The following is a 17,810-nucleotide window of genomic DNA, read 5'->3' as shown; positions in this document are numbered from 1 at the left end:
ATTACTTATGGCTGTCAGTGGGTCATGGTTGCAGATTGAAATCCTGATTGAGGGGCATTGCTCTTATCAGGACCGTGAACTTTCTGATTATCGCCCTGTTGCAACTTATAAAAGGCACCCAGAGTGTAGGAGTAAGGAATACTTTTTGCGTGGGAAAACGACCATTTCGGTACATTTTCCCTGAAGTATTTCTCCCAGCCATTCTCAAACAGTTTCATAGTGCGATCCCGGCGTTCACGGAACTGCAGATAATGTTCGTGTCGAGTCCAGCCATACATCGTGTTGTTTGCTTTAACACGGCTTGAGTAGTCTTCATCGTTTTCACTGAAGCGTTGAGGTGTGGCAACAGTTGTACGTTTCACATATTCATCTTGCGTTTCACCCACACCAATCCAGCGATTAATCTTGTCAAGACTGCGACCCAGAGGCCCACCCAACCACTGAGTAAGCAGTTTGTTGTCGTTCATGAAAAAGTCGAAAGTGAGGCTGGATGCCAGAGCGAATCCGAAGGTTTGAGCGTAGGTAAACCCTGATATAAGACCATGAGCGTATGCTCCGACAGTGGCTACCGGACCCAGCACCAGACCGGCTGTGGCCGAGGCCAGAGTTTTCACTTTTTGTGGTGTTACCCTGTGCAGCAGCGGTACCTGAACCCCCTGCCCGGAACCCATGGATTTCACTATTTCGGGCACCAGGCGGGAAATGCTGCGATACATCTGAGGATTGGCGTGGTACTGTCTGGCAAACAACATGGAGCCGGTTCTGAGTAGAATGACTGCAGAAGCGGCCTTGCCCAATGGCATGGTCAGCCCGCCCACTTCAGAGATTTGTTCAATGCCAGTGTGGTAGGTATATTGCCCGGTTCTGTCAGGATCATCACCGCAGTTTTCCAGCCAGTGCCGGAAAGGTGTGAGTATTCTGTGCAGGTAATCACCCCGGTTGGTCAGATCCAGAAGATAGAGAAACGCCATGTTTGACAGGGACAGATCGGCAGCCTGCCAGGCGCTGTGGGTCGCCAGCAGGGGTTTGTAACTGGAGTAGTACCAGGTGACAGCCTGTACCAGGAAGGCTGAAGGTTTGACCCAGTGATCATTGAGCTGCTGCTCAACCGCTGCGATATGAGCCTGCATTAATGTGTTATGGATAGCCTTGATCAGGTCTGATTCAGACAGGCCGACAGCATTGGCATAAGGCGTCAGGGTATCCTGGAGATGGGTCAGGAAGGCTGCCGTCCTGTGGCCATTGTCAAAGGCAATATCGTCAAGAACATAGTTGGCGATGACAGCGGCAGCGTACTCTTTCATGCCGTCAACAGATTCTTTCATACCTGCCGGGCCAGACGCAGTGACGGTCACGGGCGTAAAGGCACTTTGCATGAATTCCTCAACACCCTTCTCGGACAGCATCCGGACATCGGCTTTGAAGTCAGGCACATTGACCCCGTGTTTGTAGCCAAGAAAGTGTTCAAAGTCAGCCACTGTCTGATGACCATCGACGTCTCTGACGGCCTTCATGTAGTTCTCAAGTTCAACCTTGCTGATCAATCCTTGACGCAGCAGAGTTATGATCTTGTTACCAGTGGCAGAATGGCTGGCGAAGTATTCCGAGAAGCTTTTCAGGTCCTCTGTCTCATACTCGACGAAGTGAATGGCTGTTTTGCCCATGCTGTGAATGGCTTCGTCGTATTGTTGAGCCCCGGTTTGCAGCTCACCCCTGACCCAGTTCACCAGCAGCTGAACTTCTGCCAGGGCAATCATAGGCATTAATTTTATTCGCCCGGGAGACAGGTGCGCGCAGTTCGTCATCAGGCTCTTGAAGACTTTCACTATCCGACTGGCCCGGGCAAACGTCAGGCCGTCTCCGACCATTGCCCTCAGGCGAATCGGTGCAAATTCATTGTCAAAATCGAAATCCACAAGCGAGGGGCTTGCCTTACCGTTTTCCAGGGCTAATTCTGTCAGACCTATTGCAGCTTCCAGAGCTTGTTTATTGACAGAGTGATGTTTCATGTAGTTTTGCATATCGCTCAGAAGTTTTACCTGCTTCGGCGTGTACTGGAAGGGGCCGCCGTCATTTTCGACGGCTTTCTCTGCAGTCTTCAGGACTTCCTTCATTCTTTCAATGTCGACTTTCCTGTTTGCTATCTCAGCTGTCAGTTGGACCCTTTCCCGATTCAGTTGCTGGATCTTGCCGCCAGTTCCATCATGTCCGCCCAGTTGTACCTGTCTGTTTCTCAGGGCATTAATCCGGTCTTCACAGGTCTGAGTAGAGTCAGGTGTAAGCCCCTCAGCTTCTTCAGTGGCATCAAGATCCGCTGCCACTTGTTTGTTACTAATAGCATTCAGTCTTTGATTAGCAGTCTTGAGCTCACTTTCAGCTTTTTGTATTGCCTGTCTGGCCTGAGCCACCTCACGATCAAGAACGTATCGGGGCCTGGGCCCCAGGCGAGCCATTTGCCGGTCAAGCTCATTCTCGATGGCTGCAATACGCTCATTAGCGTCAGGCTGACCGACATTGAAAACTTCTTTATCCAGCTTTTGGAGTTTTTTTCCAATCAGACGGTTCTGGTCGTCGATAGTGGCGTCTTCTTTATAATCCCGGATGTTGAGTTGATGAGCTATTTCATTGTTCCAGGCTCTTCTGGCAGCTTCATCATCATAGAGTGCCGCTACTTTTTCGATTAATTCCTGAATTTTGGTTCTCAGGGTAGCCTTCTGATCAGACAGGTCGTCATCCTGATCAAAGGCGACATCAAGCTCTTTGGCCAGTTTAACAGTGAAAGCCTTGCCTCTTTCTTTAGCCGCATCGTTGTCATCAGGGTAGATGCTCAGCTCGTTCTCTATAGCTCCAAGCAAACCTGTCTGTTGTTTTCTGATTTGCATATCCAGGTACGAATCGTCGATTTTATAGTTGAGAATCGCGCGAATCTTGGTGAGTTTGAGACTGCTCTCGTCCAGAATTGTGCTGTCTTCTTTACAGAGGGTTTGATGTATCTGATCCAGGGTATTTTCATAGCTATCATCGCCGTCAAGTGTTGTATAAACCCGGGCAAGTCTTGCTGCTTTGTCATTCTCTTTATTGAATTTGATGTTGAGTGTTTTTTCTGAGGCTTCCAGCCGGTCGGTCTGTTGTTCAGTGGCTTGCTTATTCGGGTCAGGGGCTTCGAGTTTATAGACCCACCCCCAGGCCCACGAGATGTCACTTATCCCATTCTCTATCTCATCCAGTATCTCATCTGAGAGAAGATCACTGTTAAGTACTATAAAAACTCTGTTGAGTCTTGTTGCTTTGTCATCCTCTTCGCTGACTTTGAGGTTGAGTTCTTTTTCTACGACTTCCAGTATGTCCCGGGCCCTTTTCTCAGCCAGCCGTCTGGTATTTCTGATGTATTCCTGTATGCCTTTAGAAATGTCCTGGCGACGGAGATACACATCGTCGTCTTGATCAGGGTCACCCCGGTGAAGGACTTTTTCTAAGGCACTCAGCTTCTCAAGTACTTCAGGCCAGGCTTTGGGGTGGCCTGGTGTTCTGATGTCTTCCAGTGCTTCTTCCAGTGCCTTGAGCCTGAAGTGTTTGGTATATAACATTGCTTCCAGGGCAGTGTCATCGGGTGTGCCTGGTGGGCTGTATTCGCTCAGCTCAGTGCCAAGGACCGTAGTGAGAGCGCTGGTTTTGACCCTGGTGTAAGAATCCTCAGCAAACTCTTGATCGTGCATTGTCTGAACTTCCTGAAGCAGGCGTTGCTTTTGAGCATTCAATGTATTGATTTCTTCAAGCAGGCTTTCTTGCTGAGCATCAACATCTGCATTGCTATCAAAATTCTGAATGTTTAAATGTGCGGCAATGGTTGCATAGTGGGCTTTGATTTTTGCCTGCAGCTCTGCCTGCGTGTTGTCCAACTCAAGGTCCTTACGGACCATGTTAGCAATGACTTTTTTAACTAAGTTTGTGTCTTCGACAAGGGCAAAGCCCCTCATCAGCAGTTCGTTGAGAATGTCTGTACCTCTTTGAACATTGAGAAAAAAATGCCGACTGTTCAGGAGGTCTCTGAGTAGGGGTTTAAAGCTGAAGATTTTTTCGAGTTGAACCAGCATCCAGCCCGGCGTGATGACCGATGTCGTGACTACGATCTGTCCTGCTGTCAATTCGAATTCATCGGTTGCATCCTGACTAACAATGGTTAATACCTGCTGTATAGATTCATAGTATGCAAGTATCGCAAGTTTATCCTGGTCCACTTCAGCATCCTGTTGTACAGCTAAATTGTCAGCAAACTCCTCCAGCAGCGCCATCTGCGTACTTCGAATGACGTACTGGTAGCTTTTGACCTTGTCTTTTTTAACCCGTGCAATCTTGTCATTGTCATTAGCGTCAGATTGTTCAAATAGGTTATAGAGACATTCCACAAAAGCGACATCGGCCGGATTTTGCTTCTGACCACGGAAAACAATCCTGTCCGCCGTAGCTTCAGTCACCTCCAGTTTCAGATAACCCTCAGGCACAGAGTATACCTGTGTGTTGTCCTCAGCGTGGACAACATAGCCGACGGGCTGCTGGTATGACAGCAAATCCTCCAGAATATCCTGCTGTAAATGTTCCCCAAGAATATGAACCTGGATATAGGCAGAGGTGGCTGCAGCTAAAAGAACCTCATCATTGACAAAGATCGACTGCCCCAGGCGCTGCAGTTCCGGAGGTTGATCGCCTGCAGCGATAAGACGCATGAAGGTGCGCCCGTTCACTTCAAATTCGTCCACATCAATGGTGACCAGGTCAACATAGTGATCAGCCTCGCCAAGGTTGCCTGCTCTTTCGTACGCACCCTTGAGCACTCCGGCCAGGTGTGAGGGGCTGGCGATTTTTGTTAACGGTTCCAATGATGGGAGGTCATCTGATTGAGCACGAACAGCCGTAATTGAATCCTGATGAGTCATTCCCTCCCTTACCTCAATGACCAGTTTCTCTTCTGCAAGGTTATGGGTGAACCTGAAGACCCCTTCATCACCGACCTTCAGGACTTTGGTGTATTTCTGAGCAGCGTTGTTGTTGTCTGTTGTAAACAGGTCAACGCTGGAAACGCCACCGCTGATACCTGAGAGAACATCTGTGAAGCCTTCGGAAGGAACCTTATAGCCCCTTCTGATCTGAGTCTGATCAGGGTAGGTGGTTGTAAAGGATTTGGGTAATGGCTGCTGGTCATGACCTAAAGTTGGCTTAACGATGACCTCGCTCTGGACGAACTCCACCTGTTCATTGCCCGGAATATCGATAGATTTTATCTGCAGCCTGCGATCGGCCAGTGCGTCCGTGACAGAGATGGAAGAGCTGATTGCAGCGGCCACTGTCAGGCTCAAGGCATTGGGGCGGACTCTTGTCATTCTACTACCTCAGAGCAGAGTACTTTATTACCCTGAAAAAGTGATGGCTACGCCGGACAGGGAAGCAGCTTTTAATGACCCATAGCCTTCAGTGGCTCATGGTTACAGATAGAGATTTTGATTGGGGGGCATTGCTCTTATCATGACCCTGAATTTTTGGATCATCGCCCTGTCGCAACTCATAGAAGGCTCCCAGAGTGTAGGAGTAAGGAATACTTTCTGCATGGGAAAACGACCATTTAGGTACATTTTCTCTGAAGTATTTCTCCCAGCCATTCTCGAATAGTTTCATGGTGCGATCCCGGCGTTCACGGAACTGCAGATAGTTTTCGTGTCGAGTCCAGCCATACAAGGCGTTGTTTGCTTTAACTCGTTTTGCGTAGGCTTCATCGTTTTCATTGAAGCGCTGAGGTGAGGCAATAGCCGACCTTTTTATATATTCATCGTCCGTTTCACCCACGCTCAGCCAGCGATTAATCCTGTCAAGACTTCGACCCAGAGGGCCACCCAGCCATTGAGTGAGCATTTTGTTGTCGTTCATAAAAAAGTCGAAAGTGAGACTCGACGCCAGAGCGAATCCGAAGGTCTGGCCATAAGTGAATCCGGATATAAGGCCATAGGCGTATGCTCCGACCGTGGCTACCGGGCCCAGCACCAGTCCCGCTGTGGCAGAGGCCAGAGTTTTCACTTTTTGTGGTGTCACCCTGGGCAGCAGTGGCACCTGAATCCCTGGTTCGGTAATCATGGATTTGATTATTTCGAATGTTTGGGCATGGGTAAACCTGGATAAAAGGCCGTGGGCTTGCATTCCCAAGGTGGCTGCCGGGCCGAGCACCAGGCCGGCTGTTGAGGTCAGAGTTTTCACTGCTTGTGGTGTCACCCTGTGCAGCTGCGGCAACTGAATCCTTTGTCCGGAACTCATGGATTTGACCATTTCTGGCAACAGACGGGAAATGCTGCGATACATTTGCGGGTTAGCGTTGTACTGTCTGGCAAAGAGCATGGAGCCGGTTCTCAGCAGAATGACTGAAGAAGCGGCCTTACCCAATGGCATGGCCAGCCCGCCCACTTCAGAAACTTTTTCAATTCCGCTGTGGTAGGCATATTGCACGGTTCGGTCAGAATCAACACCGACGCGTTCCAGCCAGTGCTGGAAAGGTATGAGCATCCGGTGCAGATAATCACCCCGGTTGGTCAGATCCAGAAGATAGAGGAATGACATGTTCAAGAGAGACTGCTCGGCAGCCTGCACTGTGGTATGGGTCACCAGCAGAGGTTTGAAGCTGGAGTAGTACCAGGTGACGGCCTGTACCAGAAAGGCTGAAGGTTTGCCCCAGTACTTGTTGAGCTGATACTCAACCGCTGCGGCATGAGCCTCCTTCAATGTGCCATGGATAGCCTTGATCAATTCGGTTTCAGAGAGTCCGGCAGCATTGGCATAAGGAGTCAGGGTATCCTGAACATTGGTCAGAAAGGCTGCCGTTCTGCGGCCATTGTCAAAGGCAATATCGTCAAGAACATAGTTGGCGATGACAGCAGCGGCATACTCTTTCATGCCGTCAACAGACTCTTTAATGCCCGTCGGGCCAGTCCTGGTCACGGTCACAGGGGTCAAGACGCTTTGCATGAATTCCTCTGCACCCTTGTCGGACAGCATATGGACAATGCTGTTGAACCGAGGCAAATTGACACGGTGTCTGTAGTAAAGGAAGAATTCAAACTCAGCCACTCTCTGAAAACCTCTGGCGGCCCCCATATCGGCACTTCTGACGGCCTTTACGTAGTTTTCAAGTTCAACCTTGCTGATCAGACCTTCACGCAGCAGAGTTATGATCTTGTTACAATTGGCGGAATGGGCAGCCATGTATTGCGAAAAGTCTTTCAGGTCACCTGGTATGTGCTCGACGTAGTGAATGGCTCTTTGGCCCATGCCATGCACTTCGTCGTCGTACTCTTGGGCCCCTTTTCCCAACTGATTCCTGACCACGTAAACAAGTGCGTGGATTTGTTCTACGATATTCAGAGGCCGGTCTTCTTCAGACCAGAAAGGGGGTTCCGGGAAGCTCGTCTTCAGGCTCTTGAAGACTTCCAGAATCCGACTGGCCTGATTAAAAGACAGATTGTCGCCAATCAGCATCTGCAAATGAATGGGTGCCATTTCATCGTCAAAATCGAAAGTCGTAATCCAGAAGATTTCATTACCGCTCTTCACTGCCAGTTCTGCCAAACCCAGCGCGGCTTCCAGAGCTTGTTGTTTGAGAGCGTTATGCTGCGTGAAGTCGTCTATGAAGGCCCGTACTCTTGCCTGTTCCGGCGTGTACTGGAAGGGACCGCCGTCATTTTCGACGGCTGTCTCTGCCGTCTTCAGGGCTTTCTTCATTGACTCAATGTCAGCTTTCCTGGTTTCAATCTGAGCTTCCAGATGGTCTCTTTCCTGAACCAGTTGCCCAATCTTGCCGCCAGTACCATCATTCCCGCCCAGTTTTAGCTGCCTGTTTCTCAGGGCATCAACCCGGTCTTGACAGGTGTCAGAGGAGTCTGGTGTCAGACCCATGGCTTCTTCAGCGGCTTCAAGAAGCGCCTCATGCTCCGGGTCTTGTTTTACATTGGCTACATCTTTACTTTTCCTGTCATGCTCACGCAGGAATTCTGTGACCTGATTATAATTTTTCCTTGCCAGAGGCAGTTCACCCTGTGTTCCCTCGGTGATATCGCTTTCGTCCAGACCCTTAATCGCCTGATTGAGGACCCTGTTGTCATCCTCCGAGGTAGGCTGGAGGTCAGCACGGTTCCCCGCAAATGCCACAGGTTTGCCACGAAGCATATTCAGTTGCTTATAAAGACCCGTCAGCCCAATTTCAGCTTCTTTCAGCTCTTCCCTGGCAGTGGCTAGCTCACGATCAAGAACGAATCGGGGTTTGGGACCCAGGCGAGCCATTTGCCTGTCAAGTTCATTCTCAATGTCTGCAATGCGCTCAATAATGTCGGGCTGATCGGCATTGAAAACGTCTTCATCAAGCTGTTGGAGTGTTGTTTCAATCAGACTGTTCTGGTCGTCGATAGTGGCATCTTCTTTATAATCCTCAATGTTGAGTTGATGAGCCACTTCATTGTTTCTGGCTCTTCTGACAGCTTCATCGTCGCAGGCTTCATGTAGCTCATCCATTAATGCCTGAATTTTGCCTCTCAGAGCATCCTTCCGGGCAGGCAGGTTGTCATCCTCTGCAAATGCTACCTTCAGATCACTGGCCAGTTTAGTAGTGAAAGCCTTGCCTCTTTCTTTGGCAGCAAGGTTTTCATGAGGATTGATACTCAGCTTGAACTCTATAGCATCAAGCATACTTGCCTGTTGATCTCTGGCTTGCTTATCCAGGCACGAATCTTTGGTTTTATAGGTAAGAATCGCACTAAACTTCTTGAGTTTCAGGTCCCTCTCGCTCAGATCTATGCTGTCTTCTTGCCAGAGAGTATCTGCTATTTCTTGCAGAATATCTTTGTAGATATAGTCGTCGTCAATGACTGTTCGAACCCAGGCAAGTCTTGCTGCCAGGTCTTTCTCTTCTTCCCATGGGATGCGGAGTATTGTTTCTACTTCTTTCAGCAGATCGAGCTGTTGTTTTCCGGTCGGGTTATCCGGGTCGGAGTCTTCGAATTTATGATGAAGGTAAGCATGAAGCTTGATGCGTATGAGATCATCCCAATCCAGAGCCCTGCTTTCATAGGCCCAGAGGGTGCCATCTAACTCACCCAGTATCTCAGTCAGTGTGTTATCTGAAAGATCAGCGTTGTTAAGTATTTTAAGAATCCGGGTGAGTCTTGTTGTTTTGTTATCCTCTTCATTGAGGTTGATACTGAGTTCTGCTTCTACGTCTTCCAGTATCCTATATGCTACAAACTCTGCATACTCTCTGGCGTCTCTGATGAATGCCCGCATGTGATCAGAAATGTACCAGCGTTGTTGGTACAGGTCTTCGTTCCGATTATTTTGACTTTGCCGCAGAACTTTTAGTACGGCATTCAGAGTCTTAATTACTTCAGGCCTGATTTTGGGGTGGCCGGGTGTTTTGATGTCAGCCAGTTCTTCTTCCAGCTCTGCAAGCCTGAAGAGCCTGGTGTATACCATTTTTTCCAGGACATCGTCTTCTGGTATGCTGCCGTCACCTGGCTCAATACCAAGAACTGCTGCCAGAGCACCTTTTTTGGCCCTGGCGTGAGCATTCTCTGTATTAAGTTCAACATCCACCGTCTGAGGCTTCTGAAAAAGACTTTCCTGTTCACGAATCAGTTGTTTTTTTTGATCATCCAATGCCTTAATTTTCTGAAGCAAATGTTTTTCCTGATTATTGATATCATCATTGCTATCAAAATCCTGAATGTTTAAATATGAGGCAATGGTTGCATAGCGGGCTTTGATCGCAGCTGCGGTTGCGCGATCTGATGATCTGCTTATCCCGGTGAGTTCGGCCTCTTTATGCTGTAGCTTTTCCCGCAGGCTTTCTATCTCAAGCAGCTTCCCGGTAAGGTCAGCAACGACTTTGGAAGTAAAGCTTTTGTCTTTGCTAAAAGTATCGCTAAACGTTTTGGTGACAATGGGTATAACCTGGTGAAGATTCTGAACAAAATGCCGGTTAGTCAGGAGATTTCTAAGTACGGGTTTGAAGCCGAAGTATTCTGCGAGTTGAAGATGGATCCAGGTTGGCGTGATAAACGACGAAGCGAATCTGAGGTGGGGTATTGTCAATTCAAATTCATCTGCTCCGTCCAAAGTAGCAGAGGTCAAAGCCTGCTGAAGATATTCATAGTATGCAAGCATCGACAGCTTACCATCGTATTCAAACGTCGTTTGTCCGGCATTGTCAGGTCCGTAATTGTGCTGTGCAGCCAGCTCCTCAAGGAGAGCCATCTGCTTGCTCCGAATGATGTACCGGTAGCTTTCGATCCTGTCTTTTTTAACCTGCGCTGTTGCTTCAGGAGGGGGGGCATTGTTATTAAATTCTCTCTTCCAGATGTCAGAGAGAGCTTTCACAAAAGTGACATCGGCCGGGTTCTGCTTCTGACCACGGAAAACAATAGTGTCTCCCGTGGCCTCAGTCACTTCCAGTATTGGATAATTCTCAGGCACAGGATAAGCCTGTGTGTCTTCCTCGACGTGTACAACATAGCCGACGGGTTTGTTGTGTGCTAATAGTTCATTAAGAGCCTGCTGTTGTAAGTTCTCTCCCAGGATATGAACCTGGATATAGGCAGAAGCGGCTGCTGTCAGGAGAACATCGTCGTTGACAAAGAGTGATTGACCCATACTTTGCAGTTCAGGGGGGCGGTCGCCCGAAGCGATAAGACGCATGAAGGTACGCCCATTTACTTCAACTTTTTCTACTTCGATGGTGGCAAGGGCAACATAGTGATCACTGGTGCCGAGGCTTCCTTCTCTGTCGTCGACACCTTCCAGTAAAAGAGCCAGCTGTATGGGGCTGGCGATTTTCGTTAACGGTTCTAATGATCGCAGGCCGCCCAATTGATCACGAACAGCCTTGACTGAACCCTGATCGGTCATTCCGGCTCTGACTTCAATGACCAGCTTCCTTCCTTCAAGGTTATGGGTGAACCTGAAGACTCCTTCATCACCTACCTCCAGGACTTTGGTGTATTTCTGAGCAACATTATTCTCGTCTGTTTCAAACTGATCAACACTGTAGACGCCACTACCAATGCCAGAAAGAACTGTTGTTAAGCTTAAGCAGGGATGGACATAGTCTTCACTTTCCTGAGGCTGATAAGGATAGATGGTGGTAAAAGATTTGGGTATTGGCTGTTCGTCATGACCTATAGTTGGCAGAACAATAACCTCACTCTGGGTAAACTCCACATGACCATTACCCGTAACATCGACAGATTTTGTCAGCAGCCTGCGATCGGCCAGTACCTGTGGACCAACGAGAGACGAGCTGATTGCAACGGCCACTGCAAGGCTTAACGCATTGTGATGAGCATTTGTCATTCTGCTACCTCAGAGGTGAGTACTTTTTATTAGCGCGAAAAATGATTGCCACACCAGGCGAGGGAGCAAGTTACAAACGCTCATTGCTCTCAGTCGCTAATGGATGTCAATTGCCTTGTGTCAATTGCCTTGATTTGCTTCAGGCTCTTTGAGGTCTTTGTGGGCTGAGAAGAAAAGGTTGCATCCGGTGCCAACTTCTGATTATCGCCCCGTTGCCATTCGTACAAGGCTCCAAGAGTGTAGAAGTAAGGAAAACTTTCTGCATGGGAGAATGACCATTTAGGCACATATTCCCTGAAGTATTTCTCCCAGCTGTTCTCGAACATCTTCATGGTGCGATCACGGCGTTCACGGAATTGCAGATAATTTTCGTGTCGCGTCCAGCCCAACATATTGTTGCTTGCTTTAACACGGGTTGCATACTCTTCATCGGATTCACTGAAGCCCTGAGGTGAAACGACAGCGGTCCTTTTCACATATTCATCGTCTGTTTCACCCACGCCTTGCCAGCGATTAATTTTGTCAAGACTACGTCCCAGGGGGCCAGCCAGCCATTGGGTGAGCATCTTGTTGTCGTTCATAAAAAAGTCGTAAGTGAGACTGGTTACCAGAGCGAAACCGAATGTCTGGGCATAGGTAAATCCAGATATAAGGCCGTGGGCGTATGATCCGACAGTGGCTACCGGACCCAACACCAGACCGGCGGTGGCAGAGGCCAGAGTTTTCACTTTTTGTGGTGTTACCCGGTGCAACAGTGGTACCTGTATCCCTCCGGAATCCATGGATTTCAGCATTTCAGGCACCAGGCGGTTAATGCTGCGATAGCTATGAGGATTGGCGTTGTACTGTCTGGCAAACAGCATGGAGCTGGTTCTCAGCAGAATGACTGAGGAAGCGGCCTTGCCCAATGGCATGGCCAGTCCGCCTACTTCAGAGATTTGTTCAATTCCATTGTGGTAGGCAGATTGGCCGGTCCGGTCAGGATCAATACCGTAGCCTTCTATCCAGTTTTGAAAAGGTGTCAGCATCCGGTGCAGGTAATCTCCCCTGTTGGTCAGATCCAGAAGATAAAGGTACGACATGTTTGAGAGTGACAGCCCGACAGCCTGCCAGGCAGTATTGGCAACCAGTAAGGGTTTATAGCTGGAGTAGTACCATGTGACAACCTGCGCCAGGGAGGCTGAAGGTTTGATCCAGTAATCCTTTAGCTGCTGCTCAACCGCAGCGGCATGAGCCTGCATCAATGTGTCATGGACAACCTTGATCAGGTCTGATTCAGACAGGTCGGCAGCATTGGCATAAGGTGTCAGGGTATCCTGAACATAGGTCAGGAATGCTGCCGTCTTTCGGCCATTTTCAAAAGCAATATCGTCAAGAACATAGTTGGCGATAACAGCTGCAGTGTAATCTGTTACGCCGGCAACTGACTCTTTTATACCTGTCGGGCCCGTTGCAGCCACAACCACAGGAGTAAAGACACTTTGTATAAGTTCTTCAGCATCCTTGTCGGGCAGCATCCGGATAGTCTTCCGGAATTCTCTTGCTTCAACGCCGTGTTTATAACCAAGGAAATGTTCAAATTCAGCCACTGTCTGATAACCATCAACACCTCTGGCGGCTTTGATATAATTCTCTAATTCAATCTTGCTGATCAGTCCTTCACGCAGCAGACTTATCATCTTTTTGCCACTGGCGGTGTCGGTTGAGAAGTACTCCGAGATGCTTTTCTGGTCCTCTGCTGAATGCTCAACGAAGTGAGTAACCGTTGAGCCTAAGGCGTGAATTACGTCGTCGTATTGTTGGGACCCTTTTCCCATCTCATTGGTGACCTTCTGCGTCAGAGTCTGAATTTCTTTCAGGGTATTCAGAAGTTGAAGTTGATTTGCGAACAAAGAATCGTGAGGGTATTCCAACAAGGTTGTCTTCAGACTCTTGAAGACTTCCGCAATACGACGAGCCTGATTCAGATCGTATCCGAACATTGCGTACAAGCGAATCGGTGCAAATTCATCGTACAACATGAAACCCGACAGGCAGGGGATTGGCTTACCTCTTGCTAATGCTGATTGTTCCAGACTCAATGCGGCTTCCAGCGCTTGTTTTTTGAGAGGGTGCTGCCGACTGAATTTGTGGAGAGCTTCCAGAGCTTCTGCCTGACCTGGCGTGTACTGGAAGGGACTGTACCGGAAGGGACAGCCATCATTTTCGGCGGCTTTCTCGTCGGCCTTCAGCGCTTCCTCCATTCCCTCAATATCTGCTTTTCCGGATTCAATCTCACCTGCCTGACGGGCTATTTCGTACTCATATAAGGTTTTACTCTTCTCATCAATGTCACCGTTCATTACCTGATAGAGAGCCGTGTCGTCTTCATTGTCAGGAAGGGTATTGAGTTTGTGATGAACATCTGCCAGCTCACTTTCAGTTTCTTTTACTACTCGTCTGGCTGTGGCTAAGCCATGATCAGGAACGTATTGGGTTTTACCCAGGCAAGCCATTTGCCTGTCAAGTTCATTTTCAATGGCTGCGATACGGTCATAAATTTTAGGCCGACCCACTATGTCAACTTCTTCATCCAGCTCCTGAAGTGTTTTTTCAATAAGACTGATCTGATCCTCCAAAGGGGCATCGTTCTTATAGCCCTCAATGTTAAGTTGCCGAGCCATTTCATTGTTTGCATCTCTGGTGAGCTCTTCAGTGTCATAATGGTCGTTTACTTTTTCCCTTAATGCTTGAATTTTGTTACTCAGAGCATACTTCTGGTCATTCAGACTGGCGCCTTTTTCAAATTCTACTTCCAGATCCAATGCCAGTTCAGCGGCAAAACCCTTGCCTCTTTCTTTCGCAGAAGGGTTTTCACTGGTGTCGATGTTCAGCTCGTCTTCTACAGCTTCAAGCATCTTTCTCTGTTGCTTTGTGACCTGCCAATCGACATCCGGGGTTTCGACATGAAAGGTAATAAATTTTTGAAGTATCTGAATTTTTTTTGCGATTTGGTATCCAAGTGAGCTTTCAATTTTCCAGATATCAGCGTCTATCTCATTCAGCATGGATTCTGAGACATCACCGCTTTTTAGCTTTCTGCGAACCCTCTCAAGCCTCGTTGTTTTGTGATCATCCTGGTTGACTTCGAGTTTGAATATTTCTTCTACTGTTTCCAGTATTTCAAGAGCCTCCTTCTCTGCATTCTTCCCGGCTTCTGCAATGTATGTGTGAATTTCTTCAGAAATGGCGTTACGGCGGTAATAGACATCGTCCTCGCGATCCAGGTGATCCAACTCCAGGGCTTTTTCTATGGCCGCAAGTTTTTCTTTGAAAGCTTCTTCTTCGGGCTGTCCTGTTGCGACAATACCAGGCACCGCTGTCATTCGAGTGTTGTAATCCTGTCTGGCGGCGGCTATGACTTCACGAACTTCTTTTCTCACAATTTGAGCTCGTTCAATCTCAATCTCAAGGCGCAGTATCGAGTTTTCCCGTTTTTTCAGCTCTAATTCGGTCCGAGCGTCCTGCATCCTGATGTGTTCACGAACAGCCCGGCAACGAAATTTCAGGTTCTTTTCACTATCCGGGACCAGACCGAGCTGACGTTCAATGCCACTCAGACTATCCTGGATTTCCTGATCGGTTCGTTCTTCTTTTCTCTCAACTTGAGCTCGTTCAATCTCCTTCTGAAGGCTCCGTATCGATTTTTTCCGTTTTGCCAGCTCTATTTCGGTCTGAGCGTCCTGCATCCTGATGTGTTCACGAACAGCCCGGCAACGAAATTCCAGGGTCTTTTCACTATCCGGGACCAGACCGAGCCGACGTTCAATGTCGCTCAGACTATTCTGGAATTCCCGGTCGGTTCGTTCTTCTTTTTGTTGCAGGTGTTGTTGAATGGACTGAAGGATAACCGGATCGTCTTCATTAACGGAAATAATATCTCGCTTGCCTGTAATGGCCGTCGGTTTTACGTTTGCAGCTTCTTTATCAGGCTGCTCTGTTGCTGCTACCCATTGCTTGAGTTCAACAATTTTATTTCTGATGAGTCTGGCTTGTTCTTCGACTGGCTGGGCATCATCCCAGTTGTCAATACCAAGCTCTGCTGCCATTTGAGCATTGCGAACCTTTATGGAACCTGTTCTGGCATCATGGACTTGTTGTGCCAGCGCTGGAACTTGTTCTGCTTCCTGCTGAAGTTTCCGTAACCAGTCTTTCTGTAACCAGCTTTTCTGTGCTTCCCGCTGAAGTTTCGCAGTGGTGCTCTGTTGTTTACTTTCAACGATAGCCAGTCTTTTCCGGACTTGTTCATCGGTGACTTCTCTGTTTTGTCGCAGCAGCTGTTGAATGTACTGAAGGTAACCCAGACTGAATTCTTTGACCGAATCAACACCTCGCTCACGTTCAGTGACCGCCGGTTTTGCTTTTACAGTTTTGTCATCAGACTGACCTGTTGCGGTAAATATTGCGACAACCAATCGATTGATTTTACCAATTTCTTTTGCAATGATCCTGAGTTGTTCTTCGTTTGGCTTGGTATCATCCCAGTTATCGATACCAAGTTCTTTTGCCATTTGAGCACTGCGAGCTATTCTGGCTCTTATTCTGGCGCCATGAGTTTTTATTGACTGCTCTGGATTACATTCGACTTCCTGTTCAAGCTTCTGCATCAATTCTTTCTCTTGTGCCCGCTCCTGACGAAGTTGTATAAGCTCCTTGTTAATTTGTTGTTTGAGTTGATCTGCTCTGAGTCTCCCTCTTTCACTGATAGTGTCTTTCTGCGTTTCGAGATTTATCTCTTTTCTAAGATGCCTGAGACTGAGTTCTTTTATTAGCAAGAATACCTGCTTATCATCCATCTCATTCATCTGTCTGGATATGTCGCTTATGGGTTTGGAAGTAAGCTTTTCTATGACCTCAAGAGTATCGTCCTGCAGCTGATTAAGATAACTGTCATCCACTATCTCTTCCTGAATAGTCTGAATAAAGAGTGGGTTAGTCAGAAGATTTCTAAGTGCAGGTTTGAAGCTGAAGCGTTTTTCGAGCCGATTAAGCACCCAGGTCGATGTGAGGACCGGGAAAGCGTCTTCGATCTGTTCTACTGTGAGTTCAAATTCATCTGCTCCATCTGAAGTTGCACTGGTCAATGCCTGCTCAAGATATTCATAGTGTATCAGTGTCCACAGATCCTCTTCGTATTGAAGCGTCGCTTGGCTATCTTCTTCAGTATGTAGCTCTACAGCCAAATTCTCCAGCAGTGCCATCTGCCTGCTTCGGATGGTGTGCTGGTAGCCTTTGACCTTATCTTTTTTGATTTGTGTTTTTGCTGCAGAGGGGGGATTACGGGCCTCTTCCGCCCACATGTTATAGAGCCCCTCCACAAAAGCGACATCGGCCGGGTTTTGCTTCTGACCACGGAAAACAATAACTTCTCCCGGAGTCTCAGTCACTTCCAGTCTTGGGTAGCCTACAGGCACAGGATAAGCTTGTGCATCATCCTCGACGTGGACAACATAGCCAACGGGTTGATGACAGTGCAATAGATCGTTCAGGGCTTCCTGTTGTAAATCTTCCTCCATTACATGAACCTGGGTATAGGCAGAGGTAGCTGCTGCGAAAAGCACTTCATCATTGACAAAGAGCGATTGACCCAGGCGCACTAAATCAGGAGGCTGATCGTTGGCAGCGATAAGACGCATGAAAGTACGCCCTTTCACATTCACTTCATCTACTTCAATAGTGGCAAGGGCAACATAGTTATCCATTTCGCCAAGTTGTCCCGCTCTTTCGTGTGCACCTTTCAGCACTCTGGTCAGTTGTTCGGGGCTGGCAACTTTCGTTAAGGGTTCTAATGACTGGAGGTCGCCTACTTGATTTCGAACTGCTGCAATTGAATCCTGATCGGTCATTCCGTTTCTGACTTCAATGACCAGTGCCTTTTCTGCCAGGTTATGGGTGAACCTGAATATCCCCTCATTACCTATCTTGAGAACTTTGGTGTATTTCTGAGCAACGTCCTTCTCGTCTGTTTCAAACAGATCAACACTGGAAGCGCCGCCAATGCCAGACAGAGTGTCTGTGAAGCCTTCAGAAGGCAGTTCGTAGTCTGCTCTGACCTGAGTCTGATCAGGGTAGGTGGTTGTGCAGGATTTGGGTATTGGCTGCTGGTCATTGTCCAAAGTTTGCTTAACTATGACTTCGCTCCGGGTATACTCTGTATGTCCTTTGTTCAGAATATCAGCGGATTTTGTCTGCAGTTTGCGCTCGGCCATTGCGTCTGTGGCCATGATGGAAGAGCTGATTGCAACGGCCACTGCAAAGCTTAATGCATTGGGGCGAGTATTTGCCATTCTACTACCTCAGAGCTGAGTACTTTTATCGCCGTGAAAGGTGACGCACACCCGGAGCGGGGAAACCTTTTCTAATCGCTTATGGTCAGTCGCTCATCGCTGTTTCGA

Annotated in this window: 3 protein-coding genes; all 3 read right to left on the bottom strand. The window is 48.2% G+C overall.

The features are described 5' to 3' along the window. Positions 1 to 14: 14 nt before the first annotated feature. Positions 15 to 5,378, bottom strand: a complete 5,364-nt coding sequence (locus ACO6VG_RS23955) for a hypothetical protein (RefSeq protein WP_422475961.1) — start codon at positions 5,376 to 5,378, stop codon at positions 15 to 17. An 88-nt stretch (positions 5,379 to 5,466) separates the two neighbouring features. Beyond that, positions 5,467 to 11,376 (bottom strand): hypothetical protein, encoded by a 5,910-nt coding sequence (locus ACO6VG_RS23950; RefSeq protein WP_422134612.1) that lies wholly within the window; start codon positions 11,374 to 11,376, stop codon positions 5,467 to 5,469. 89 nt (positions 11,377 to 11,465) lie between these two features. Beyond that, complete coding sequence (locus ACO6VG_RS23945; protein WP_422475958.1) at positions 11,466 to 17,702, bottom strand: hypothetical protein; 6,237 nt, start codon at positions 17,700 to 17,702, stop codon at positions 11,466 to 11,468. Positions 17,703 to 17,810: the final 108 nt, after the last annotated feature.

Origin of the sequence: Endozoicomonas sp. ALB032 (assembly GCF_049310125.1) — a bacterium.
Lineage (GTDB): Bacteria > Pseudomonadota > Gammaproteobacteria > Pseudomonadales > Endozoicomonadaceae > Endozoicomonas_A.
This window is presented reverse-complemented; position numbering and strand designations above follow the sequence as displayed.

What these genes read in the sequence shown, in the direction of transcription:
- ACO6VG_RS23950 (WP_422134612.1), bottom strand. Translation starts at nt 11,376, where the DNA reads ATGACAAATGCTCATCACAATGCGTTAAGCCTTGCAGTGGCCGTTGCA.
- ACO6VG_RS23955 (WP_422475961.1), bottom strand. Translation starts at nt 5,378, where the DNA reads ATGACAAGAGTCCGCCCCAATGCCTTGAGCCTGACAGTGGCCGCTGCA.
- ACO6VG_RS23945 (WP_422475958.1), bottom strand. Translation starts at nt 17,702, where the DNA reads ATGGCAAATACTCGCCCCAATGCATTAAGCTTTGCAGTGGCCGTTGCA.